The sequence below is a fragment of the Rhodococcus sp. 5A-K4 genome, assembly GCF_046097995.1.
In the GTDB taxonomy this organism is placed as follows: domain Bacteria; phylum Actinomycetota; class Actinomycetes; order Mycobacteriales; family Mycobacteriaceae; genus Rhodococcus_F; species Rhodococcus_F erythropolis.
Window position 1 is genome coordinate 90,329 of record NZ_JBJURM010000011.1, and the last position, 24,143, is coordinate 114,471.

Below are 24,143 nucleotides of genomic sequence, written 5' to 3' on the forward strand. Positions count from 1 at the left end.
GGGAGACGTGCACATGGCCCCGATAACCAGCACCTACCGACTGCAGTTGCGACCGGATGCATTCACTCTTCGTGATGCGGCCGCACAGGTGGACTACTTCGAGGCATTGGGGGTCTCACATCTTTATCTCTCCCCCATCCTCACTGCGACGTCCGGGTCGACGCACGGCTACGACGTCACCGATCCGACGACCGTGTCCGAAGGACTTGGTGGCCGCGAGGCTTTGGTGGAGCTATCGCGCGCGGTTCGATCACGTGGGATGGGCCTGATCGTCGATCTGGTCCCCAACCATGTCGGTGTCGCCAAACCTCGCGAAAATGCTTGGTGGTGGGACGTTCTCACGCACGGGCAGTCGTCGGAGTACGCGGACTTCTTCGACATCGACTGGGCAGACGACAACGGGGCCAACGGCAAACTCTCGCTCCCGGTGCTGGGCAGCCAGGACGATCTCGACGCACTGACTGTCGAGAAGGATGGTGAGGAAACACTTCTCGCGTTCTACGAGCACCGCTTCCCTGTCGCCTCCGGCACCGAATTCGGATCTCCACAGGAGGTCCACTCCAGGCAGTCGTACCGACTCGTACCGTGGAACGCCGGAATCATCAACTACCGACGGTTCTTTGCCGTCAACGAACTCGCTGCACTGCGCCAAGAGGACCCCAAAGTCTTCGAACTCTGCCATCGGCAATTGAAGTCGTGGGTCGACGAAGGACTGATCGACGGCGTTCGCATCGATCACCCGGACGGACTCGCCGATCCGGCGGAGTACCTTTGTCGCCTGCGGGAACTGATCGGACCAGATCAGTGGCTCGTGATCGAAAAGATCCTCGGCCATACGGAACCACTCGATCCGCTGCTCCCGATCGACGGCACTACCGGATACGACGCACTCAATCAACTGGGCGGCATTTTCGTCGATCCCGCCGCCGAACTCGAATTGACCGAACTCTCGGCAGATCTGACCGGCGACGACGGGGACAGTACGTGGTTGCATCACACCGAACGTCAGTTCAAACGCGACACCGGGCGCGGTGACCTTGCACCCGAGGTTCGCAGACTCGTGCGCGCAATCCGACGCGAAACCGGAAGTCGTTGCAGCGAGACCGAACTGAACGACGCAGTCGTCGTCGCGATCGCTCGGATGCCGGTCTATCGATCCGACTACAGTCCCCTCGCCGGTTTGGCCGCTCGCATCGTCGGCGACATGCACGAATTGGCGCCCGGGCATGAAGCGGCGTTCAACGTGCTGGCGCAATCCTTGGTGAACGGCTGTGAAGCGGCGGTTCGCTTCCAGCAGGTGTGCGGCGCCGTCATGGCTAAGTCCGTCGAAGATCGACTCTTCTATCGGACGGCGCGACTGGTCTCACGTCAGGAAGTCGGCGGCAACCCGGCATCACTTGCCGTCTCCGTCGCCGAATTCCATCTCCACAACGCGGACCGAGCGAAGCGGTGGCCGCGGGCGATGACGAGTCTGTCCACTCACGACACCAAACGCGGCGAGGACGTGCGGGCACGGATCGGTGTTGTGTCTCAGGTGCCGACCCTGTGGTCCCGGCTGATTCGCGAGTGGGAAAACGTGTGCCCCAGCCCTGATCCGCTTACCGGATTGTTCCTGTGGCAGAACATCATCGGTGTGTGGCCGGCGGACAGCCGCTCGGCAGCCTCGGTTCCAGAGCTGCGCGAGCGTTTACACGCCTATGCGGAGAAAGCCGTCCGCGAGTCCGGCGCCAGGACTTCCTGGAACGATCCGGACGTCGGCTTCGAGTCGGCAGTGCACCGCTGGATCGACGAGGTGTTCGACGGACCTGTCGCTGATTCGGTCAGCGAATTCGTCGGCCGGATCGCGCGTCACGGCTGGGCGGACTCTCTGGGCCAAAAGCTGCTCCAACTCCTCGGGCCCGGAGTTCCCGACGTCTACCAGGGCACGGAGCTGTGGGAGGACTCGCTGGTCGACCCGGACAACCGGCGCGTTGTCGACTACGGAACGAGGCGATCACTGCTCGAATCCGGCGCCGCGCCGATCGACGCGACAGGAACCGCAAAGTTGCACCTCGTTCGCACGGCACTGACACTGCGGCGGGAGAACCCCTCGTGGTTCGATCACGGTGAGTACCGGCCCATCTTCGCTTCAGGTTCCGGATCCGGTCATCTGGTCGGCTTCTCGCGCGGCCCGGCAGGTGATCCGCCCATGGTCGTTGCTCTGGCGACGCGACATTCGCTCGGACTCTCGTCGCACGGCTGGCGAGACACACGAATCGACCTTCCCGAAGGCGAATGGCTCGACGCACTGAGCGGACAACCCGTCACGTCCGCAGATGCGCGCGATGTCTTCGCCGACGGACCATGTGCCCTGTTGACCAGGGTGTGCTGAGCGGTTTCCGCTGACTGGACATTCACCCCCGAAAAGAACTTCGTCGCGCTAACTTCCGAAGAGCAGATCGTCACCACTATTCGGAGGTTTGAGCATGACTGCCAATCGATACACCGGAAAAGTTGCCTTCATCACCGGAGCAGCCCGCGGTCAGGGGCGGGCGGAAGCTGTCCGGCTGGCAGAAGAGGGCGCAGACATCATCGCCGTCGACGCGTGTGTTCAATTCGAATCCACGTCTTACGCCGGCGCCACCGAAGACGACCTGGCCGAGACAGTCGAACTGGTCAAGGCTCTGGACCGACGAATTGTCGCTACCAAGACCGACGTCCGCGACTTCTCTGCGCTGACCGCGGCGCTCGATGCCGGCATCGACGAACTGGGGCGCCTCGACGTCGTCGTCGCGAACGCCGGAATCTGTTCTGCCAACATGTCCTGGGAAATCACGCCCGAGCAGTGGCAGGAAACGCTCGACGTCAACCTGACCGGCGTCTTTCACACCGCCAAGGCAGCGATCCCGCACCTGATCAAGCAAGGCACCGGTGGCTCGATCATCTTCACCAGCTCCGTCGCCGGCCTGCGTGGGCTCCCCTTCCTCGGCCACTACGTCGCGAGCAAACACGGCATCACCGGTCTGGCCAAGACGATGGCCTCGGAATTGGGGCAGTACAACATTCGGGTCAACACCATCCACCCGCACGGCGTGGAAACCGGAATGCAGATGACGGACATGCGGCCGCTCATCGACGCCAACGCTCACACCCTCGGTCCGATCTTCATGCAGACCTTGCCAGACCCGGTCAGCCAGCCGGAGGACATCGCCGCAGCCGTCGCGTTCCTCGGTTCCGACGAGGCCCATCACATCACCGGCATCGCGATGCCGCTCGATCTGGGCACCCTGATCCGCTGATCGAATCTTCTCGAGTTTTTCCCGTCCTCGGGGAATATCGCTTCCCCGAGGACGGTTGCGCGAGACATGACCAAAACTGTTGTAGCGCAGACGTACGGCACGCCCGAGGTCCTGGAGCTGGTGGACATCGATTTACCGGCACCGAAATCAGGCGAAGTCCTGGTCGACGTGAAGGCGATCGGCGTCAATCCCTTCGACTTCAAGCTCTACAGCGGTGCTTTCGGCACTGATCCCGAGAAACTTCCGATCCGCCTCGGCGGCGAGGCAGCGGGCGTCGTCTCGGCGGTCGGCGACGGCGTTACCGGTGTTGCAGTCGGCGACGAAGTGATCGTCAGCCCCGGCAACGGTCTTTACGCCGAACAGGTAGTCGTGCCGGTCTCCTCGATCACCGCGAAGCCCGCCGGCATCAGCTGGGAACAGGCGGCCGGACTCCTTCTCGTCGGCGGAACTGCAGTCGACGCCCTCGACACTATTCGCGTCGGCTCCGGGGACACCGTCCTCATCCACGGCGCGTCCGGTGGCGTCGGCGCTATTGCGGTTCAGCTCGCCGCAGCACGCGGTGCCACCGTGATCGGCACTGCGGGAGCATCGAATCAGGACTACGTGCGCTCGCTCGGCGCCACGCCGGTGCTCTACGGCGAGGGCCTCGAAGCCCGCGTTCGTGAACTCGCACCGAACGGTGTCGACGCCGCTTTCGACACCGCCGGAACTGACGAAGCCGTCGATACATCTCTGGCGTTGGTCACCGACAAGAGCCGTATCGTCACCATCGTCGCGTTCGGACGCGCCCAGACCGACGGCTTCGAGTCTGTCGGCGGAGGCAATCCGGCAAGTGCCGAAGCACGTTTGAAGGCTCGCTCCGAACTGGTCGAACAAGCCGGGTCCGGACACCTCACCGTGAAGATCGCCAAGACCTTCCCGCTCGCAGACGTCGCACTCGCTCACACCGAGTTGCAGAGTTCTCATCCCGCCGGGAAGTTCATCCTCATTCCCTGAGGTTCCCTAAGCCTGAACGGCGAGTGGAACCAAGAGGGTAGTGCCGAACGCGACGAGCACGGATTCGCCTTCGCGTTCGGCATGTACCTCGGCAGTGACGAACACCTGCTTGCGCCCAGCCTTGACCGAGCGTGCCGTGGCGACGAATGCCGTTCCGACTCCCGGGCTCACGAAATTGACCGCGCAGTTGGACGCCGCCACGACACCTACCTGTGTAAAGGCAGCAAATCCGCACGCAGTGTCGATAAGTCCCGCCACAAGCGCAGCGTGCAAGTGTCCCGAGTACTGGCCGAGATCCTCACGCCATTCGAGCCGCAGGCAGACACGTCCTGGTTCGGCCTCCGTCACTTCGAATCCGGCCCACCGGTTGAAGGCCGCCGAGGCGTTGACTGCGCGCAACTGTTCCAGCATTTCCGAATTTTCCATGTAGACCAGTCTACATAGATTGTGGTGGATCGCTGGGGTGTTTAAGCTCCAACTCGTGGCGACTCCCCCGAAACACCGCGAAGCACTGGTACGAGCTGCAGCCGATCTGTTTCGCCGCCAGGGGTATGCGGCTACGGGGCTCAACGAGATCCTCAAGTCGAGTGGCGCCCCGAAAGGTTCGCTCTACCACTACTTTCCCGGCGGCAAAGAGCAGATCGGTGAAGAGGTCGTCCGCGTCGGCGGGCAGTTGGTCACCGACACTCTGACCGAACTCGCCGACAACCACCCGGACGCCGGAGCACTGCTGCGCGAGTATGCGCGGCTGCTCGCTGGATGGGTGAGCGATTCGGACTTCCACGAAGGCTCGCCGATCACGACGGTGTTGTTGGAACTTGCCCCCGATTCGGAGAGCGTGACAGCCGCAGGACAGGCGGTCTACCGACAGTGGACTTCGCTACTGCGCGACTCACTGATCGAGTCCGGTGTCGCACGCACTCGAGCGGAACGGCTTGCCGTCCTGGCAGTGTCCGCACTCGAGGGTTCGCTGGTGCGGGCTCGCGTCGAACGATCAGGTCAACCGATCCTCGATTCCCTCGGCGAGGTCGCCGACGTGTTCGCCGGAGCAATCGCTGCGGCAGCCGTGCACTGAGCTGACATGCCCTGAGCGAACGGCACTCTCGGTCTCATGAAGGCGCCGAAAGGTACGTTCGCTCGGAATCGGAGGGTGGGCCTGCCGGCTTCCCGCCACCACCCCGAGTGCCACCGCGGGCCGCGCCGATCCCCGCGACGACGACGCACGCGATACCTGCCACCGCCAGCAAACTCGGAACCTGTTGCAGCACAACAAGACCGATGAGCTGCGCGAAAGCGGGCTCGAGACTCATCAGCGTGCCGAATGCTGCCGTCGACAGCCGCCGCAGTGAGACCATCTCCAGAACGAACGGCACGACGGGCAGCAAGATCGCAAGTCCGAGGCCCACGAGAACCAGGTGCGGGGTCAGCCGCCCAATGGCCGAGTGGCCCACGGCAATTGTCGCGGCCAACCCGGCAACCGCCATCGACACCGCCAGCCCGTTGATACCGGCAACCTCGTCGCCGACCCGCTGGGTGAGCAGTATGTACATCGCCCAGCAGAGCGCCGCGCCAAGTGCGTACGCCACACCGACCAGATCGACTGTCCCTGCCCACGGTTCAGTGAGAAGGACTACGCCCACGCCTGCCAGAACCGGCCACAGAACGCGGCCACGCCCCCGGAGCAAAGCAACCGTAAGCGGACCCAAGAACTCCAGCGCGCTTGCCGTTCCCAGAGGAAGACGCTCGACGGCCGCCATGAACAACAGCGTCATGCCGGCGGTGACCACACCCAGGACCACGCAGGCCAGAAACGCTTTGCGAGTGAACGCGGAGGGACGGGGCCTGACGATGATCAGAAGAATGATGCCCGCCCAGGCGAGACGTATCCACGCTGCTCCGTCTGCTCCGAGCTGATCGATCAGACCCACCGACACGGCGAGCCCGAGCTGCACGCACAACATCGCCAGAACAGCCAGGCCCACTCCGGCCCGCGCTTTCGTATCCATAGCTGAATTGAACGGGACGCCAACCGTTCGTGTCCACGCGATTTTGACCTACATTATGTTCACGATTAGTGAATGATCGAACGATGGAAACCCGTCGACTCCATCTCCTCCTCGAACTCTCCCGCTTGGGTTCCATGCGCGCGGTCGCCGAAGCTCACAACCTCACGACATCGACAGTGTCCCAACAGCTCGCGGCTTTGACCGCGGAAACCGGTACTGCATTGATCGAACCGGAAGGCCGACGCGTTCGCCTCACACCTGCCGGTCAACGACTCGCCGATCATGCCGTCACCATCCTGGCAGCCGTGGATGCAGCTCGCCTGGACCTCGATCCGACCGCCGAACCGGAGGGGACATTGAGAGTCGGCGGATTCGCTACTGCCGTCAGAACCGCGATGCTCCCCGTCGCCCTGAGCCTGCAACACAGCCATCCACAGGTAGACGTGGTGATCTGCGAGTACGAACCGGCCGAGGCTTTTGCCCTACTCGAACGAGATGACCTGGACCTCGCGCTGACGTACGACTACAACCTCGCCCCCGCATCCCCGAGCTCGTTACTCGAAGCACTACCGCTCTGGTCGACGCCGTGGGGATTATGCGTTCCCGACAACGCCCGCACACCCGACGAGTCCACGAAATCCGGGATCGATCTCCGCGCCTTCGCAGACACACCATGGATAGTGAACTCACGAAACACAGCCGACGAGCGCGCTGTGCGAACCCTCGCGTCACTGGCTGGATTCACCCCTCGGATCACTCACCAGATCGACAGTCTCGACTTGGTCGAACTCTTGATCCTCAGTGGTTACGGCGTGGGGCTGATGCCACTCGAACGCACGACCCGCGAAGGCGTACGCGTCGTGCCGCTGACCGATCCGCCTGTCATCCTCACCGCCCATGCGGTGACGCGTCGCGGCCGATCGTCGTGGCCGCCGCTTCGGCTCGTGCTGGACCGTCTCACGGCCTACCGATAACTCAAATCCGATCAGCGTCGCCGTCGCGGCGCTGCTGCTTTGCAATTCGACGCTGCTCTTCCGCCCGCTCGCGGCACTGACGCAAGAATGCTTCGTCCGCCGCCGGATCCTGCGCAACGGCGCGTCCCGGACGCTCGTATTCGCCGTAACCGGTTGGACCGACGTAACCGCGGGGCGCGTTCTGTCCGCGCCCGACCACCAGCCACAGAACGGACCCCAAGGTGGGAAGGAAGATGATGATCAGAATCCAGACGACCTTGGGTAGGTACTGGATGTAGGCGTCATCTCTCGTGATGGCGTCGACGATGCAGAAAATCCACAGCAACATCGTGATGAGGCCGAACAAGGCATAGGGCACGCTGGCGATTCCTCCCGAGAATAAAAAACCCTCGCCATGCTAACGAAAACAGACCGATTAGTACATTAGATTCTGGCGAATGTTGAACTCGAGCCATCCTCGGTATGCATCGACATCCCATCCACTGACCCGACGCAATTGCTGATGAAGCTGAGGCGAGACGAAAGCGGCAAGTATGCCCGCGGCTTTCTCGAGCGAAATCTCGGGCCTCAACAATCCGTGCTCGGACAGACCCTCGGCTATCGACATCGCATTGACGGCCGACTGATCCGACGATTCCTCGGACAGTCGCCGCATGTCGGCATCCGCACCTGACGATTCGACCGCGACCATCATCAGAGCGCCGGCACGTTCGAGTAGTCCGATGCCCTGTGCCACGATCTGGGAGACGATCCGGCGAACGTCATCGGGGTCCGAGGCCAGGTTCGGCGCGCCGAGTGGAACCTCGTCGGCATCGAGCGCCGCGGCGAGGGCCGCTTCGAAGATCTCGAGCTTCCCGCCCGGGAAGGCTGTGAACACCGTCCGATTGGCGACGCCGGCCGAGTCGGCAATCTGTTTGACGGTGGCACTGACGTATCCGTCTCGGACAAACAAGGTCGTCGCCGCATCACGAATGAGTTCACGCGTTCGCTGTGCGGAAGCTTCACGCACGCGGGAGTGGTACTGGCGTCTGCCCTCCATTGCGCACACTTTAGCCGCATTCGATGCAACGGCCATGCATGGAAAGAATCGTGCAGTTCAAGAGCCTTTTCCGGGGTGATCTATCCAGCCGTCGCTACCGGGAAACACCAACGCCTCGTGCCCGTTGTCGTACCTGACCAGATAGGGCGGCCCTCCGTCCTCCCCGTGGACTTCGAGGACCTCGGCAGTTACCTCCGCCTGCCCAACCACGCGCCCCTGGACATGGAGACGGTCACCCACTTCGGCATGCATCACTCCTCCTCGCTGCCCGCTCGCGCGGGCGCAGACCAACCACTGACGTTGTTCCCGCGATACCGACTTGGAAACCCTGGACGGGTTGCCGTCGTGAGGAATCGCATATTCACCGAAGGTGACAGCGAGGGGTGAACAGTGGTTCACTCATGGGTGAATTCCCGTTCACCACCGCCGCGTGAAGGACCGTCTCTTGGCATTGCACTCGTCTCCGACCACTCGCCGTTCAAGTCGGCTCATCACCGCAATTCTCTGTCTTTCCGGCACCGTGGTCGCGCTGCAGCAAACGATGGTCATTCCGTTGTTGCCAGATTTCCCGAAAATCCTCGGCGTCAGCGCTGACGACGCCTCCTGGCTCGTCACCGTCACACTCCTCACGAGCGCCGTCGCCACTCCGATCGTCTCCCGCCTGGCAGACATGTTCGGAAAACGACGCATGATGCTGATCTCGATGACGATGATCGTGGTCGGATCACTGGTCGCGGCGATCGGCGGCAACTTTGTCGCCCTGCTGATCGGACGTGGCCTCCAGGGCTTCGCGATCTCGATGATCCCCGTCGGAATCAGCATCATGCGCGACGAACTGCCCAAGGAGAAGGTGGCGTCGGCAACAGCCTTGATGAGTGCCACTCTCGGAATCGGCAGCGCACTCGGGCTCCCCCTGTCCGGGTTGATCTTCGAGCATCTAGGCTGGCCCGCCATCTTCTGGCTCTCGGCAATCGTGGGCGTCCTGTTGATCATCGCGGTAGCCGCCGTCGTCCCGGAATCGAGTGTTCGCACCCGCGGCAAATTCGACTTCCTCGGCGCGGTCATGCTCTCGACAGCACTCACGGCGATCCTCCTCGCCATCTCCAAGGGCGCCCGTTGGGGATGGACGAGCGAACTGACATTGCTCATGTTCGTCATCGGAATCGTGACGCTCGCACTGTGGTTCCCGTACGAACTTCGCGTCACCCAGCCGATGGTCGACTTGCGAACGTCGGCCAAGCGGCCCGTTCTCCTGACCAACGTCGCCTCGATCCTCGTCGGCTTCTCGATGTATGCGAACAACCTCTCCACCACTCAACAACTCCAGATGCCGAAGATCTCCGGCTACGGCTTCGAACTGGGAGTGATGGCGGCCGGACTGTGCATGATTCCGGCAGGCCTCGCGATGGTCTTCTTCGCTCCCGTCTCCGCGAACATCACGAAACGATTCGGAGCCAAGATCACCCTGATCGTCGGCGGCACTGTGCTCGCGCTCGCCTACATCGCGCGCGTGTTCCTGACCGGCTCGATAGCACTGATCATCATCAGCGCGGCGGTGGTCAGCATCGGAACTGCAATCGCCTACTCCGCGATGCCGATGCTGATCATGCGATCGGTTCCGATCACCGAAACCGCGTCGGCAAACGGCCTCAATTCGCTGCTCCGCTCAGTCGGTACGTCCACATCCAGTGCAGTGGTTGCCGCCATGCTCACCTCGATGGTCATCCCGTCCGGGCCGGGCGAGGGCCTTCCGTCGATCGACGCCTTCAAGAACATCTTCTGGCTGGCCGCCCTCGCCGCCGTGGCTGCTGCCGCTGCCGCTGCGTTCATTCCTCGCCGCGGCGCAAAACCGGAAACGGCGCTTCGCCCGGTGACCCCGGAAGGGTTCGAGCTTCCCGATGCCGCCGTGTCCGAAACGGAAATTGTGGTTGCCGGTCGTGTGGTCCGAGCCGACAGCCGACCGATCCGGCAGGCTGTTGTCACCGTGATGGATATGGAGGGGCGACCGATCGACTGGAGTCGCGCCGACAACGAGGGCAACTTCTCCCTCGCACTACCCCGGCCCGGACGGTATTTGGTAGTGACGAGTGCCGACGGCTGGTCCCCTCGGTCGCAGGTGATCGCTTTCGACAGCGCGCAATCGACGCACACCGTCGAACTCGGTGACCGCCTCACCATCTCCGGCAAGGTCGGAGTCGACGGCCGAACAACCTCGGGAACCGTCGTCACACTCACGAAACCGACCGGCGAATTCGTCGCATCCACCGTCACCGACGGAACCGGGCACTACGGAATCGCACTCCCGACATCCGGCCGGTACATCCTGACCGCGCTGACCGAGAGTGGACACGGCACATTGGCTCGTCAGATAGCGGTCATCGCGCAGTCCACCGTCGTCGACTTCGACGTACCCGTCGATGCCGAGCCGTTGACGACAGTATGAGCAACCAAACGCATGGCGATCGGGTACCGAGGCGAGCGGCATGAGCAGCGGTGAAGCCAGCATCCTCACAGCAGCAAAAGCCTTGTTCGCGGAACGAGGTTACGCATCGACGACCATCAAGGACATCGCGGTCGCGGCCGGTTACTCCCCTGCCCTGGTCATGAAGATCTACGGCAGCAAAGCTCGGTTGTATTCGGCTGCGATCCCGTCCGCACCTCCGATGGACGAGGATCCGAATGCCGACGCCACCGGAAACATCGGCTGTCAACTGGTCGAGAAACTTGTCGCTCGTAGAGAATCCGACGAAACCGATCCGTGGGCAATGCTCGCAGTACACGTTCACGAGGCGCCAGATCCGGACGCCGCCCGGGCAGAGATCAAGGAACGATACGTTCACGGGATCGCGCGACGCATCGGCGACACCGAGCCCGGTTTGGTTCGCAGTCAGGTCGTCGTCTCACTGTTGCTCGGACTTGCCACCGGCATGCGGACGCTCGAACTCCTCGGTGAGGATTCGTTGTCGTCGAAGGACCTGATCCGGCGCTACGGAAGTCTGATTCAAACAGTCGTCGACGAAATCGAACCGGTATCCGAGCACGAATCGGACATCAGTGGCACGGTGGAGGAATGACTACCTACCGATACCTCGACGCCGATCGAAACCTCCTCGAAGAGAAAGATTTCGAAACCGAGCAGGACGCACAGGAATACCGACTCTCGGTCCTCGGTGCCGAACACATCGAGCCCGCGGGCGAATGATCCTCTCGATTCCCCGATCGGTCAGGGAGACTTCGCGGCAGTGGTGAGTTCAGCGATCAAGGCTTGAACGCGACGCTCGATTTCGTCACGGATCGGGCGAACCGCTTCGAGGCCCTGTCCCGCCGGATCGTCGAGAACCCAGTCTCGGTAGCTCTTGCCGGGGAAGATCGGGCACGTGTCGCCGCAGCCCATGGTGATGACGACATCCGAATCCTGGACGGCGTCAACGGTGAGGATCTTCGGAGACTGAGCTGAGATATCGATACCGTGCTCTGCCATCGCCTCGACCGCTGCCGAATTGACGGTCTCGGCGGGTGCGGATCCGGCGGAACGGACCTCGATGGCGTCGCCTGCGAGATGGCTCAGGAATCCCGCGGCCATCTGAGATCGGCCGGCATTGTGGACGCAGACGAACAACACCGATGGTTTGCTCATGACCTCGCTCTTTCTCGACTGGATGAAACCTCTTTGACTGCAAAGCGTTTGCGTAGAGCAAGGGAGACATAGACCAGCCCGACGAGCACCGGTACCTCGATCAGCGGGCCGACAACACCGGCAAGAGCTTGCCCCGAGGTGGCGCCGTAGGTGGCGATGGCTACGGCGATCGCGAGTTCGAAGTTGTTGCCCGCTGCGGTGAACGCCAGGGTCGTCGTGCGTTCATAGCCCAATCCGATTGCGGCGCCGAGGATGTAGCCTCCGCCCCACATGAGCGCGAAGTACGCGAGCAAGGGCAGCGCGATCCGGACGACATCCCAAGGCTGGGAGGTGATCTGTTCGCCCTGCATCGAGAAGAGCACGACGATGGTGAACAGCAGACCGTAGAGCGCCCAGGGGCTGATCTTGGGGATGAACTTGTTGTCGTACCAGTCGCGGCCTTTGGCGCGTTCACCGAAGAAGCGGGACAGAAAACCTGCCAGCAGCGGGATACCGAGGAAGATCAGGACCGATTTCGCGATCTGCCAGGGCGAGGTGTCGATGGTGGTCTGTTCGAGGCCGAGCCACCCGGGCAGGACCGAGAGGTAGAACCAACCGAGCACGGCGAACATGATCACCTGGAACACCGAATTGATGGCGACCAGCACCGCGGCGGCTTCGCGGTCTCCGCAGGCCAGGTCGTTCCAGATGATCACCATCGCGATGCAGCGAGCGAGACCGACGATGATCAAACCGGTTCGGTATTCCGGCAGGTCAGGCAGAAACAGCCAGGCGAGGGCGAACATCAGCGCCGGGCCGAGAACCCAGTTCAGGAACAGGGAGCCTGCGAGGAGTTTCTTGTCCCCGGTGACAGTGTCGAGGCGGTCGTAGCGGACCTTCGCCAGGACCGGGTACATCATGATCAGCAGGCCGAGGGCGATCGGCAACGAGATGCCGTCGATCTGCACCTTGTCCAGGGCAGTGTTCACACCGGGGATCCAGCGTCCAACCAGCAGGCCGACGACCATGGCCACGCCGATCCAGACCGCAAGATAGCGGTCGAGGGTGGAGAGTTTTCCGACGACTTCGGGGTGTTCGGTGGTGGCAGCGGTGTTGCTCATGCGGTGACCTCTGCGCACGCGTCCGCGACACTCACGCTCGTACCTTCAACCAGTAGAACGGCGGAAAGCTGTTGCAGTGCAGTAGGAATCACCCAGTAGTACACCCAGGTCCCGCGACGTTCACAGTCGAGCAGCCCGGCCTGGCGCAACACCTTGAGATGATGCGAGATCGTCGGCTGAGACAGATCGAACGAGTCGGAGATGTCGCAGACGCAGGCTTCACCACCCTCGTGACTTGCCACCAAGCTCAGCAAGCGGAGACGAACCGGATCGCCGAGGGCTTTGAACATCCGCGACAAATCGCCGGCCCAATCCTCGGTCAGCGGTTCACGGACGAGCGGGGTGCAGCAAGGCTCGGACTCCGGTGACTCTTGATTCGACATTCTTCGATATTGACAGATATCGAATCAACGCGCAATCGAGTGCCCGGTCGGCCGGATCCCGGACTCACCCCTCGGCGGTCACCGCACGTCGTTCGAGCAGAACGGTGTCACGCCACACACCGTCAAGCTCGGCAATCCTCTCGCGGAGACCGATAGTTCTGAACCCGGCCGAATGATGCAGCGAGATGGAGGCGCGATTCTCGGGAAATATCGACGTCTGCAGTGTCCAGAGGTCGTCGACATCAGCGGCCATGACTTGCTTGCGCAACAACGCCTTTCCGACACCCCGACCACGCATTCCGCCCGCGACGTACACGGAGTTTTCCGCCACCCCGCGGTAGCAGTCACGCTCGGAAACTGGACTCAACGCAGCCCAACCGACAACAACACCCTCGATAGTCGCGACCCACCGATGCTTCGACAGCCACCGTTCGTGGAGATGCTCACGCGAGGGGACCTCAGTAGCAAAGGTGGCATTTCGGGTGTCGATACCCTCGCCGTAAATACGGCGAACCGCATCCCAGTCGTCGTCGATCATGGCCCGGACAGAGACATCGTCGGGCAGATCACTCGGGCAGCAAGGACGCGGAGCGAGGACTCCCATCACCACGTCCGCCGCCTGCGGCAAGGCAACGCAACACGTCGGATTCACCGCGACGACCGTGCTCGTCCCCTCCTTACGCATGGTCACAAAACCCACATCGGCGAGCTTGCGCAGGTGGTGCGACACCGTCGGTTGTCCGATCCCCAACGCTTCCGCGAGCGCTCCGACGGTAATACCACCGACCGCGCTCGCCACCCGGTGAAGCAATCGGACGCGCATCGGCTCGGCAAGGCAGGCGAACCACTGCGCGTAGGTATCGGCATCGCCCTGCGCGAGGACGGAAGAACCAATCTGATCCGGGTCCGAATCACCGACGCGCACCGTCGGAGTCTGCAGCGATGTCATCTCTCCACTATATCGACAGCTGTCGATGGTTGCCTACATTGATGATTGTCGATACAGTTCCACTAAGATCGATAATCGTCGATGAAAGGTACGAGATGAACCCCCTACCCGTTGTCGTGATCGGGGCCGGCCCGATCGGCCTGGCAGCCGCAGCAGAACTGCGCGAACGCGGACTCACACCCCTTGTCTTCGAGCGCGGAAGCACAGCCGGTGCTGCGATCTCCGAGTGGAATCACGTTCGACTGTTCTCCCGGTGGTCCGAACTCGTCTCCCCCGCCGCGCAGCGACTCCTCGAGCAGAATGGATGGCGCTCTCCCGACGCTGAGACGTACCCGACCGGCCGGCAATGGCGCGACCTCTACCTCGGGCCACTCGCCTCAACACTCGGCGACGCCAACCAGTTCGACACCGAAGTGATCGGCGTAGCCCGACGCGGACGTGACCTGGTCGTCGACGCCGGCCGCGATACCGAACCCCTCTCGATTCATCTGCGCCGCCGTGACGGAACCGAGGACCGCGTGTTCGCCCAGGCGGTTGTCGACGCATCCGGCACCTGGGGTACTCCCAACCCGCTCGGCGGTGAAGGTCTTCCCGCCCTCGGCGAGGGCGCTGTGGGCACTGCGATCAGGTACCGGGTTCCTGATCTCGACGATCCGGCGGTGCGTGCACAGTTTGCCGGAAAACACACGGTCATCGCGGGGAGCGGCCACTCTGCGCTGACGGCGATCGTTGCGCTGTCGGGGTTGGCGGAGCAGGCTACGAGCACCCGCATCATCTGGGCGGTCCGCCGAGGAAACGTCGGCTCAGCGTTCGGTGGCGGCGAAGCTGACGAACTGCCCGCGCGCGGCGCCCTGGGACTGCGCGCAAAGAAGGCCGTCGAGGACGGACTACTGAGAGTGGTCACCGGCTTCCGCACCGCAGAGGTGACAACAACCCCTTCGGGACAACTCGTACTTGCCTCCGATGCCGGTGATCGCATCGAGAACGTGGACAACGTCATAACGCTGACCGGATTCCGCCCCGATCTTTCCTGGCTTTCGGAAATTCGACTCGGCCTCGACCCGGTCTTACAAGCACCGGTCGAGTTGGCTCCACTGATCGACCCGAACGTCCACTCGTGCGGCACGGTGTACCCGCATGGCGCGAAGGAGCTTCGCCATCCGGAGCCAGGCGTGTACTTGGCAGGAATGAAAAGCTACGGCCGGGCACCCACCTTCCTGGCGATGACCGGCTACGAGCAGGTTCGCAGCATCGCCGCCGAACTCGCCGGCGATCACGAAGCGGCAGCCCGGGTCGAGTTGATCCTTCCGGAGACCGGAGTCTGCGGCGGTGCAGGTGTTTTCGACGAAGCTGACGCAGCGGAAGCCGAAGGCGGGGAAGCCGAGGGCGGATGCTGCGGCGCACCCACTCCGGAACTGATCACGTTGTCCGCTCCGTCTGGCAACACCCGCGGCTAGAAACAGTCCATGACGACGGATCCACCCCGCCGGGCTGCCACATCCGACCGAACAAGGCATGCTGATCGTGTGCATACTTTCGAGGTCTGGGCGCCAACGCCGGAATCGGTCCGGGTCGAAGTCGATGGCATCACGCACGACATGGAGCGGACCGACGACGGGTGGTGGCGAGGCGAGGTCGACTGCGACAACGAAGCTCGCTACGGCTTTGTCGTCGACGGTCAAATACTCCCGGATCCGCGGTCACCACGCCAGCCCGAAGGCGTGCATCTCCGCTCCCAACTGCACCAACTCGACGAGTCCTCCTGGACCGACTCTCAGTGGACCGGACGGCAACTCCCAGGATCGTCGGTCTACGAACTGCACATCGGAACGTTCACCCCCGAAGGAACTTTCGACGCCGCGATCGAGCGTCTCGATCACCTCGTCGACCTCGGTGTCGGGTTCGTCGAGATCATGCCGGTCAACGGTTTCAACGGAACTCACAACTGGGGCTACGACGGTGTGCTCTGGTACACGGTCCACGAGATCTACGGTGGCCCGGACGGGTTACAGCGCTTGGTGAATGCAGCCCACGAACGTGGACTCGGCGTGATCCTGGACGTGGTCTACAACCACCTGGGCCCGTCGGGCAACTACCTCGAAAAGTTCGGCCCCTACATTGCCGATGGCGCGAACACCTGGGGCCGAACGATCAACATCGGAGGCCCGCAGTCGGGCGAGGTTCGCGAATACATCATCGGGAATGCCCTGCGATGGATGCGTGATTTCCACATCGACGGCCTACGCCTCGACGCCGTCCACGCGTTGGTCGATCACACCGGAACGCACATCCTCGAGGAACTCGCCGTCCGAACGGAAACACTGTCGGCCCATCTGGGCCGACCGCTCACGTTGATTGCCGAAAGTGATCTCAACGACGCCACTCTGATCACGCCACGAGCGGCCGGCGGGTTCGGCTTGGACGCGCAGTGGGACGACGACATCCACCACACCATTCACACAGCCGTCTCCGGCGAACGTCAGGGTTATTACGCCGACTTCGGATCCTTGGAATCCCTTGCAAGTACATTGCGGCGCGGGTTCTTCCACGCCGGAACGTATTCCTCGTTCCGTGGGCGGGTTCACGGCCGGCCGATCGACATCACGCATCAGCCCGCCAGTGCTCTGCTCGCATACACGTGCACCCACGATCAGATCGGCAACCGAGCGATCGGCGACCGCCCGAGCGCCTATCTGACGCCAGGACAATTGGCGATCAAGGCAGCACTGGTCCTGCTCTCGCCGTACACGCCGATGCTGTTCATGGGCGAAGAATGGGGAGCCACCACTCCGTTCCAGTTCTTCACCTCGCATCCGGAACGGGAACTCGGCGAGGCCACCGCCAAGGGCCGTAAGGCGGAGTTCGCGGTACACGGCTGGAACAGCGACGACATTCCGGATCCGCAAGATCCACAGACATTTCTGCGATCGAAACTGGACTGGGACGAGCGAACCGACCAGACACATGCTCGCGTCCTGGCGTGCTATCGCGATCTCCTTGCCCTGCGCAAGAAGCGAATCGAGATCACCGACCCCTGGCTGGGGCACCTGCACGTCGACTACGACGAGGACGACCAGTGGATCACCCTGCGCCGCGGCGCATTACAGATCGTGTGCAATCTGGGAACGGACGCGGCCTCGGTCCCAGCCGGCGGAACCCCCATCCTCTGGTGGGATCCGCCGACACAGGACGAGACCGCGTCCGCAACAGTCGTGCCTGGGCACTCGTTCGTCGTACTCGAAAGCTGACTACCCGGATTCTGCAGGAGCTAGCGCTTCGCGTTCTACTGTTACACGCATCAACGCTTCGCGTTCTCTGGTGTACTCCGCAGCATCCGCAATACCAATGCGGCACTGACGAACAGAACCAAAGCGGTTGCGCCGGCGGCAACGTGCATACCGTCGACAAACGCCGCCTTCGCGGAATCGGCAAGCACCGAACCGAGTTCACCAGGTAGGTACGTCGCTTCCTGCAGCGCACCGCCGAGGGTGCCCTGCGCAGCGTGCGCCTGATCTGCTTCGAGCATGGACGTGTCGATTCCCTTGCGGAAGATCGCCATCACCACGCTGCCCAGGATCGCCACACCGAGCGCGATACCGAGTTCGTACGCAGTCTCCGACACCGCGGACGCAGCGCCGGCACGCTCGGGTTCCACCGAACTGACCACAAGATCCGACGTCAGGGTCAGTGCGACACCGACACCTGCACCGGCCAGACCGAAGCCGATCACGAACATCAACGGGCCGCTGTCCACCCCGAGGGCGAGCAGCATCGCAGCACCGATACCGGCAACCGCGAGGCCTGCGCTGAGCACGTGAGACACCGACCACCGGCGAATCAACCAGGCCGCCGCAACCGCGGTGAATGCGCTGAGCAACATACCCGGGAGCATCAGCAGGCCGGCGTCGAGCGCCGAGTTACCCAGCACCAACTGCAGGTACTGCGAGCCGAAGAACAGGACACCGGCGAGTGCGAAGATCGAGAGCAGGTTGGTGATGACGGCGGTGGAAAACGACGCATTGGCAAACAGTTTCAGATCCAACATCGGATCCTTCAGCATCCGCTGACGACGCACGAACACGTAGCCGGCGGCGAGACCCACAAGGCCGATCACCAGCAACGTGATGCTGACGCCGTGCACCACGGATTCCTTGACCGCGTACACCAACGGCAACATGGTCGCCATCGACAGACCAGCGCTGATGAGGTCGAATCGCCCCGGGTTGGGGTCTTTCGACTCCGGGATAAGGATCGGGCCGAGTACTACCAGCGCGATCATGACCGGGATGTTGATCAAGAAGACCGAACCCCACCAGAAGTGCTCGAGCAACCAACCACCGACCAAAGGGCCTGCCGCTGTACCGCCACCGGCCATCGCGCCCCAGACACCGATTGCCTCGGTGCGCTGACGCGGGTTGACGAAGATCGTGCGGATCAGACCGAGGGTGGCCGGCATCAGCGTTGCACCGGAAATACCCTGCAGCACGCGGGCGGCAATGAGCATCTCGGGACTGACAGCAAGAGCGGCGATGATCGAGGCGAGACCGAAGCCGACTGCGCCGATCAGGAGCAGTTTTCGCCTACCGATCCGGTCACCGAGCGTACCCATGGTGATGAGCAGACCGGCGAGCACGAACGAATAGACGTCGATGATCCACAGCAACTGCGTGCTGCTCGGCTCGAGATCGGCGCTGATGAACGGAAGCGCAAGATCGAGCACCGTGCCGTCGACTGCGATGAGCAACACAGCAAAGGCAAGGACTATCAAGCCCGCCCAGTCACGCTTTGTCGCCCGAACCTCGTCGGGATTGATTGCAGACGTCTGATCTGCCGACACTGACATTGCTCCCCTGCGACTTTCTCTGAGTTCTTTCGAAAAAATTTCACTGAACCGTCCAGCCGGTACAGTAGGTCTACGGTAACAGTGAACCGTCCAAGCGGTAAAGTTATTTCCGGGTAGGGTCACATCACATGGCTGCCGACACTCGCGATCGAATTCTCGACGCACTGGAGAAGCTGCTGCTGGTCAGCGGCGTTGCCCAAGTCACGCTCGAAGGCGTTGCCGCCGAAGCCGGGGTTTCCAAGGGCGGACTTCTCTATCACTTCCCCAGCAAGGAAGCACTCCTCGCGGCGATGGTCCGCAGACTCGGAGAACGCTCGGATCAACAACTCGAAGACGCCGTAGCAGGCGGTACGACGGTCACCGAGTTCTATCTGCAGATCCCCGATGCGAACGAAAGCGAAGAACTCTCACTCTTCCGGTCGATCATCGCGGCACTGAGAACAGTCGACGGACAACACGACGAGATCCAGAAAGCCGTTACCCACGTGATGCGCAGCTGGGACAAGGGCCTTCAGACCGAGATCGCCGATCCCATACAAGCCGAGATCATCCGACTCGTCGGCGACGGTCTATACCTGGCGGCCATGCTCGGGCTCCCCCAGCCAGATCCCGAATTGCATCGACAGGTGGTCGAGCGACTGCGGCCCTGACCGGGGGCGTCCCTTACGTCAGATAGCGGTACGCCGGGCTTCCCGGCTCGAGCCTCTCGGACTGCATCGGCGCGCGCTCCATCCGCTCGAGCAACGCCGCCAACCCGTCGGCGGAACCGAGTTCGATACCCACCAACGCGGCACCCGTCTCGCGATTGTTTCGCTTGACGTACTCGAACAGCGCGATGTCGTCGTCCGGCCCGAGCACGTCCGAGAGGAAGCGACGGAGCGCTCCCGGTTCCTGCGGAAAGTCCACCAGGAAGTAGTGCTTGAGCCCGAGGTGAACGAGCGAGCGCTCGAGGATTTCGCCGTAACGGGAGACGTCGTTGTTGCCACCGGAAATCAGGCACACGACGGTCGAACCCGGCTCGAACGTCAAATTCTGAAGTGCCGCAACGGAAAGCGCTCCCGCGGGTTCGGCGATGATGCCCTCGCTCTGATACAGCTCGAGCATCGCCGTGCAGATAGCGCCCTCGTCGATCTGATTGACGACAAACGATCCCGAACCGGACCGTGTCTGAAGTTGACGAGCCACGAGCGGCAACGACGCGTGCGACACCACGGCGGCACCCAGACGTGAGACGACCTCGTAGGGAACATCGCCGATCCTCTTGACCGCTGCCCCGTCGACAAATGGATCGACGTCGGGAAGAGTCACCGGGCCCCCGGCAACGAGAGCGGCCGTCATGGACGCCGCGCCGGACGGCTCGATCCCGACGATCGACGTCTTGGGCGATCGCTCGTGCAGATAGGTGGCTATGCCCGCGATGCAACCGCCGCCGCCGACCGGCACGACGATCGTGTCGAGAGGTGCGTCCAGTTGCGTGAGAATCTCCGCTGCGATGGTTCCTTGCCCCGCAGCGGTGCGCACGTCGTCGAACGGGGGAACCATGGTTGCGCCGGTTTCGGCTACGTCCTCCGCGGCCGCAGCAGCGGCGGCGTCATAGGTCTCACCGATCATGAACAGTTCGACAAACGCTCCACCGTGGGCGCGGATGCGATCACGCTTCTGCTTGGGGGTATTTGCCGGAACGTAGATCCGACCCTTGATCTGCATCGTTCGGCACGCGAAGGCAACACCCTGCGCATGGTTACCGGCACTGGCAGTCACCACGCCGGCCGCGCGTTCGGCCTCGTTGAGCTGAGCGATCAGGTTGTACGCGCCACGAATCTTGTACGAACGAACGCCCTGGAGGTCCTCGCGCTTGAGGTACACGTGCGCGCCGGTCAACGCCGAAAGACGGTCGCTGTACTGCAGGGGTGTCGCCGCAATGACGTGCTGAATTCGCTCGATGGCCGCGTCGATCTCCTGCGCGTCGAGCGCGGGGACGGTGGACTTCGTTACTACGACATCGGGCGAGTTAGACACTCCGCCATTTTCGCACGTCGGGGATCAACCTTCCCACCACCCCGCCCCACATGGTCTGCGAGGCAGGGCGGCGGGTAGGTCAGCCGCGAGGATCCAACTGTGAGGGACGTGGCACGTTCCGCAGATTCGACTTGGCCATCTGCACAGCCTCGCCGACGCCGCCGTTCATCACCATCTTCGACATCGCCAAAGCGAAGCCCTTCATCTGACCACCGGTGATGGTGGGCGGCAACGACAATGCCAGCGGATCGGTCACCAGATCAACCAAGGCCGGACCGTCGTGATCGAGCGCGGCGCGTAGGCCCGCTTCGATGTCCGCGGGATTCTCGATTCGGCGCGAGAAGATACCGAGCGCAGCAGCAACCGCCGCGTAGTCGACCGCGGGCACGTCGACCCCGAAATCCGGAAGGCCGTCGACCAGCATCTCGAGCTTGACCATTCCGAGCGTCGAGTTGTTGAACACCACGATCTTGACCGGCAACTTGTACATCGCGACGGTGACCAACTCACCGAGCAGCATCGACAATCCACCGTCGCCCGACACCGAGATGACCTGACGCCCCGGACTCGACCATGCCGCACCCATCGCATGTGGGAGCGCATTGGACATGGATCCGTGCAGCGCCGAGGAGATGAAGCGTCTCGATCCGTTCGGATTGAGATAGCGCGCCGTCCACACGTTGCACATCCCGGTGTCGGCGGTGAAGATCGCGTCGTCGGCCGCCAGATCGTCGAGGATCGAGGCCGCATACTCGGGATGAATGGGTGTGCGCTGCTTGACCGGATCCGTGTACGCACCAACCACTTTGGTCATCAGAGTGTTGTGCTTTGCGAGCGTATCCTCCAGGAACCCGCGGTCGGTCTTTCGATCGAGTTGCGGAATCAGTGCGCTCAAGGTGCTCGCGACGTCACCGTGCACCGCCAGGTCCAGGCTGGTTCGACGCCCCAACCGCTCGGCCGCGATGTCGATCTGAGCGGTACGAACGTCATCGGGCAAGAACTGGTCGTAAGGAAAGTCCGTACCGATGAGGAGCAGAAGATCGGCGCCGTGGATACCGTCGTGCGCCGCACCGTAACCGAGCAATCCCGTCATCCCGACGTCGTACGGGTTGTCGTACTGGATCCATTCCTTGCCGCGCAGCGAATGCCCGATGGGAGCCCCGACGGTTTCGGCCAGCGCCAACACCTCGGCGCGTGCGTCTCGCACGCCTGCGCCGGCGAAGATCGCAACCTTACGCGAGCCGTTGATCACATCTGCCAACGCCTTGACGTCACCGGCATCCGGAACGACTGTCGGCCTTCGGGTTTCGACGAGCGTCGGCGGGGTGCCTTCTGCCGGACAATCGGCGATGTCCCCGGGAAGCACGATCACCGAGACGCCGTTTCGAGCCACCGAATGCTGAATCGCCGACTGCACCACGCGAGGTGATTGGACTGCCGTGCTGACGAGTTCGGTGTAACTCGAACATTCGATGAAGATCCGCTCGGGATGCGTTTCCTGAAAGTAGCCCATTCCGATCTGGGCGCTGGGGATGTGTGAGGCGATCGCGAGGACCGGCGCGCCCGAACGATGAGCGTCGTACAGGCCGTTGATCAGGTGAAGGTTTCCGGGACCGCAGGATCCGGCACACACTGCGAGTTTTCCGGTGATCTGGGCATCCGCTGCGGCCGCAAACGCAGCTGCTTCCTCATGACGGACGTGTATCCAGTCGATTCCGCCCTTTTCGGAACCACCGGTGCGACGTACCGCATCGACGATGGGATTGAGACTGTCACCGACAATTCCGTAGATCCGACTGACACCCGCGTCAACGAGCTGCTGAACCAATTGATCTGCAACGGTTTTCGGACTCATCAGACCTCCATGACACACTCACGGGAGTCGGGATCGCCGACCCCCGCGAGTGACGATTTGCTTGTGGTTTATGCAGTGCTTCTTGTGGACTGCCGTTTCGTGAGGACTGCAGTGCGTTACTTGGGTTCGAGCACGAACACCGGGATCTCACGATCGGTCTTCGTCTGATAATCGGCGTAGTCGGGGTACGCAGCGACAGCGCGCTCCCACCAGATCGCCTTCTCGTCTCCGGTGACTTCACGAGCAACCAGGTCGAAGACCTGCGTCGCGTCACGCAGCGTGACGTGCGGATCGGCCTTGACGTTGTAGTACCAAACCGGATTCTTCGGAGCGCCACCAAGCGAAGCCACAACGGCATACGAGCCGTCGTGCTCGACGCGCATCAGCGGCGTCTTCCTGACCTTGCCGGACTTTGCCCCGACGGTCGTGAGAACGACGACGGGCATGCCGTTCATGTCGTTTCCCTCGGTGCCACCGGAGTTCTCGATGCGTGCGACCTGATCGGCGGCCCACGACGCTGGACTGGGTTCGTACTCACCTGTGATTGGCATGTGTACCAGTGAACACCCACTCGAGCACCTTGGCCACCGAACCACACCGACCAGGACCGTCGTCGGCACACTCCCCTGGTTGATCGATTAAGTGAGCTGCCGATCAATAAAGTTCGCTTGCCCGAACTCTCATCTCTGGCTACTCTGAAACCACAGCTTCGAACAGCCGTATCGCTAGCCAAGCCGCATCGAGAACAGACTGCACCGAGAAGGGGACGAGATGACTACCGCAGATATCTCCACTCGCGAATCACGCCCCTCGTCCGACCATTTCGTCGATCTGGCCGGGACTCAGTGGCCGCTGTACAAGATCGAAGCTCTCGCGGTCGGTTTTGTGTTGTTCGTGGTCGCCGGAGCTGTCACCCAGTCGATGCAGGTAGCCGTACTGACTGCCGCAACAGCAGCCGTGGTCACCTGGTGGGCGCGTCGCGTGTACTACTCACGCACCACCTGATCACCCCACTCCCCGATCTCCCGCGAACCACGAAGGGACCTTGCTGCTGATGCAGCAAG

At 62.5% G+C, this 24,143-nt stretch carries 25 protein-coding genes; 12 read left to right on the plus strand and 13 right to left on the minus strand.

Annotated elements, in window-relative coordinates; all coding sequences use genetic code 11:
- Nucleotides 1-13: 13 nt before the first annotated feature.
- The 3 genes from treY to ACKAMS_RS16370 all read left to right on the plus strand — a co-directional run bounded on the left by treY (nucleotide 14) and on the right by ACKAMS_RS16370 (nucleotide 4,274).
- The gene (treY, locus tag ACKAMS_RS16360) at nucleotides 14-2,371 is read left to right on the plus strand and encodes a malto-oligosyltrehalose synthase (protein ID WP_070386476.1); all 2,358 of its coding nucleotides are present in this window, start codon (nucleotides 14-16) and stop codon (nucleotides 2,369-2,371) included.
- 94 nt (nucleotides 2,372-2,465) lie between these two features.
- Nucleotides 2,466-3,278 (plus strand): mycofactocin-coupled SDR family oxidoreductase, encoded by an 813-nt coding sequence (locus ACKAMS_RS16365; RefSeq protein WP_046378692.1) that lies wholly within the window; start codon nucleotides 2,466-2,468, stop codon nucleotides 3,276-3,278.
- A gap of 66 nt (nucleotides 3,279-3,344) precedes the next feature.
- Entirely contained in the window at nucleotides 3,345-4,274 is a 930-nt protein-coding gene (locus ACKAMS_RS16370) for an NADP-dependent oxidoreductase (RefSeq protein ID WP_046378693.1), read from the plus strand.
- A 6-nt stretch (nucleotides 4,275-4,280) separates the two neighbouring features.
- Here ACKAMS_RS16370 and ACKAMS_RS16375 read toward each other — a convergent pair whose 3' ends face one another.
- On the minus strand, nucleotides 4,281-4,700 hold the full coding sequence (locus ACKAMS_RS16375; RefSeq protein ID WP_020908051.1) for a PaaI family thioesterase: 420 nt from the start codon (nucleotides 4,698-4,700) through the stop codon (nucleotides 4,281-4,283).
- 55 nt (nucleotides 4,701-4,755) lie between these two features.
- On the opposite strand from ACKAMS_RS16375, the gene ACKAMS_RS16380 reads away from it, so the two are divergent.
- A complete protein-coding gene (locus tag ACKAMS_RS16380) occupies nucleotides 4,756-5,349 on the plus strand; it encodes a TetR/AcrR family transcriptional regulator (RefSeq protein ID WP_019748835.1) in 594 nt (197 codons plus the stop codon).
- 34 nt (nucleotides 5,350-5,383) lie between these two features.
- Here the strand turns inward: ACKAMS_RS16380 and ACKAMS_RS16385 are convergent, their stop codons facing one another.
- Nucleotides 5,384-6,280, minus strand: a complete 897-nt coding sequence (locus ACKAMS_RS16385) for a DMT family transporter (RefSeq protein WP_133727483.1) — start codon at nucleotides 6,278-6,280, stop codon at nucleotides 5,384-5,386.
- An 83-nt stretch (nucleotides 6,281-6,363) separates the two neighbouring features.
- Between ACKAMS_RS16385 and ACKAMS_RS16390 the strand changes: the two genes are divergently transcribed.
- A complete protein-coding gene (locus ACKAMS_RS16390; RefSeq protein ID WP_097387289.1) occupies nucleotides 6,364-7,254 on the plus strand; it encodes a LysR family transcriptional regulator in 891 nt (296 codons plus the stop codon).
- Between the two features lies 1 nt (nucleotide 7,255).
- Here the strand turns inward: ACKAMS_RS16390 and ACKAMS_RS16395 are convergent, their stop codons facing one another.
- From ACKAMS_RS16395 to ACKAMS_RS16405, 3 genes are read right to left on the minus strand one after another with little or no spacing between them, the layout of a single operon-like run.
- On the minus strand, nucleotides 7,256-7,612 hold the full coding sequence (locus ACKAMS_RS16395; protein ID WP_019748838.1) for a PLD nuclease N-terminal domain-containing protein: 357 nt from the start codon (nucleotides 7,610-7,612) through the stop codon (nucleotides 7,256-7,258).
- A gap of 57 nt (nucleotides 7,613-7,669) precedes the next feature.
- Nucleotides 7,670-8,293, minus strand: a complete 624-nt coding sequence (locus tag ACKAMS_RS16400) for a TetR/AcrR family transcriptional regulator (protein WP_019748839.1) — start codon at nucleotides 8,291-8,293, stop codon at nucleotides 7,670-7,672.
- Between the two features lie 57 nt (nucleotides 8,294-8,350).
- Nucleotides 8,351-8,545 carry a DUF1918 domain-containing protein gene (locus ACKAMS_RS16405; RefSeq protein WP_003941743.1) on the minus strand — a complete coding sequence of 65 codons (195 nt, stop codon included), beginning with the start codon at nucleotides 8,543-8,545 and terminating at the stop codon, nucleotides 8,351-8,353.
- A 178-nt stretch (nucleotides 8,546-8,723) separates the two neighbouring features.
- Here ACKAMS_RS16405 and ACKAMS_RS16410 point away from each other — a divergent pair, with 178 nt between their 5' ends.
- From ACKAMS_RS16410 to ACKAMS_RS16420, 3 genes are read left to right on the plus strand one after another with little or no spacing between them, the layout of a single operon-like run.
- Entirely contained in the window at nucleotides 8,724-10,736 is a 2,013-nt protein-coding gene (locus tag ACKAMS_RS16410) for an MFS transporter (RefSeq protein WP_024487828.1), read from the plus strand.
- 40 nt (nucleotides 10,737-10,776) lie between these two features.
- Complete coding sequence (locus ACKAMS_RS16415; RefSeq protein ID WP_019748842.1) at nucleotides 10,777-11,367, plus strand: TetR/AcrR family transcriptional regulator; 591 nt, start codon at nucleotides 10,777-10,779, stop codon at nucleotides 11,365-11,367.
- The gene (locus ACKAMS_RS16420) at nucleotides 11,364-11,495 is read left to right on the plus strand and encodes a hypothetical protein (RefSeq protein WP_007733137.1); all 132 of its coding nucleotides are present in this window, start codon (nucleotides 11,364-11,366) and stop codon (nucleotides 11,493-11,495) included. Before ACKAMS_RS16415 ends, ACKAMS_RS16420 begins: the two co-directional genes overlap by 4 nt.
- Nucleotides 11,496-11,516: 21 nt before the next feature.
- On the opposite strand, the gene ACKAMS_RS16425 is transcribed toward ACKAMS_RS16420, so the two are convergent.
- From ACKAMS_RS16425 to ACKAMS_RS16440, 4 genes are all read right to left on the minus strand, one after another.
- The gene (locus tag ACKAMS_RS16425) at nucleotides 11,517-11,930 is read right to left on the minus strand and encodes an arsenate reductase ArsC (protein WP_021333708.1); all 414 of its coding nucleotides are present in this window, start codon (nucleotides 11,928-11,930) and stop codon (nucleotides 11,517-11,519) included.
- Nucleotides 11,927-13,030, minus strand: coding sequence for an ACR3 family arsenite efflux transporter (gene arsB, locus ACKAMS_RS16430; protein WP_020969838.1), 1,104 nt, complete (start codon nucleotides 13,028-13,030; stop codon nucleotides 11,927-11,929). Before arsB ends, ACKAMS_RS16425 begins: the two co-directional genes overlap by 4 nt.
- Nucleotides 13,027-13,413 carry a helix-turn-helix transcriptional regulator gene (locus ACKAMS_RS16435; protein ID WP_020969839.1) on the minus strand — a complete coding sequence of 129 codons (387 nt, stop codon included), beginning with the start codon at nucleotides 13,411-13,413 and terminating at the stop codon, nucleotides 13,027-13,029. The genes arsB and ACKAMS_RS16435 overlap by 4 nt, the downstream gene beginning before the upstream one ends.
- A 64-nt stretch (nucleotides 13,414-13,477) precedes the next feature.
- Nucleotides 13,478-14,362, minus strand: coding sequence for a helix-turn-helix domain-containing GNAT family N-acetyltransferase (locus tag ACKAMS_RS16440; RefSeq protein WP_408989259.1), 885 nt, complete (start codon nucleotides 14,360-14,362; stop codon nucleotides 13,478-13,480).
- Nucleotides 14,363-14,457: 95 nt separating this feature from the next.
- Between ACKAMS_RS16440 and ACKAMS_RS16445 the strand changes: the two genes are divergently transcribed.
- Complete coding sequence (locus ACKAMS_RS16445) at nucleotides 14,458-15,819, plus strand: NAD(P)-binding domain-containing protein (protein ID WP_408989260.1); 1,362 nt, start codon at nucleotides 14,458-14,460, stop codon at nucleotides 15,817-15,819.
- A gap of 69 nt (nucleotides 15,820-15,888) precedes the next feature.
- Nucleotides 15,889-17,610, plus strand: a complete 1,722-nt coding sequence (gene treZ / locus ACKAMS_RS16450; protein ID WP_408989261.1) for a malto-oligosyltrehalose trehalohydrolase — start codon at nucleotides 15,889-15,891, stop codon at nucleotides 17,608-17,610.
- A gap of 50 nt (nucleotides 17,611-17,660) precedes the next feature.
- Here the strand turns inward: treZ and ACKAMS_RS16455 are convergent, their stop codons facing one another.
- Nucleotides 17,661-19,205 (minus strand): MFS transporter, encoded by a 1,545-nt coding sequence (locus ACKAMS_RS16455; protein ID WP_019748849.1) that lies wholly within the window; start codon nucleotides 19,203-19,205, stop codon nucleotides 17,661-17,663.
- Nucleotides 19,206-19,333: 128 nt separating this feature from the next.
- Here ACKAMS_RS16455 and ACKAMS_RS16460 point away from each other — a divergent pair, with 128 nt between their 5' ends.
- On the plus strand, nucleotides 19,334-19,855 hold the full coding sequence (locus tag ACKAMS_RS16460; protein WP_019748850.1) for a TetR/AcrR family transcriptional regulator: 522 nt from the start codon (nucleotides 19,334-19,336) through the stop codon (nucleotides 19,853-19,855).
- Nucleotides 19,856-19,868: 13 nt separating this feature from the next.
- Here the strand turns inward: ACKAMS_RS16460 and ilvA are convergent, their stop codons facing one another.
- The 3 genes from ilvA to ACKAMS_RS16475 all read right to left on the minus strand — a co-directional run bounded on the left by ilvA (nucleotide 19,869) and on the right by ACKAMS_RS16475 (nucleotide 23,630).
- Nucleotides 19,869-21,224: a threonine ammonia-lyase IlvA gene (gene ilvA, locus ACKAMS_RS16465; protein WP_019748851.1), complete on the minus strand. Its 1,356-nt coding sequence runs from the start codon at nucleotides 21,222-21,224 to the stop codon at nucleotides 19,869-19,871.
- 79 nt (nucleotides 21,225-21,303) lie between these two features.
- Entirely contained in the window at nucleotides 21,304-23,079 is a 1,776-nt protein-coding gene (locus ACKAMS_RS16470; protein ID WP_020969844.1) for a pyruvate dehydrogenase, read from the minus strand.
- Between the two features lie 116 nt (nucleotides 23,080-23,195).
- Entirely contained in the window at nucleotides 23,196-23,630 is a 435-nt protein-coding gene (locus ACKAMS_RS16475) for a nitroreductase family deazaflavin-dependent oxidoreductase (RefSeq protein WP_019748853.1), read from the minus strand.
- A 220-nt stretch (nucleotides 23,631-23,850) separates the two neighbouring features.
- Between ACKAMS_RS16475 and ACKAMS_RS16480 the strand changes: the two genes are divergently transcribed.
- A complete protein-coding gene (locus tag ACKAMS_RS16480) occupies nucleotides 23,851-24,084 on the plus strand; it encodes a hypothetical protein (protein ID WP_408989262.1) in 234 nt (77 codons plus the stop codon).
- Nucleotides 24,085-24,143: the final 59 nt, after the last annotated feature.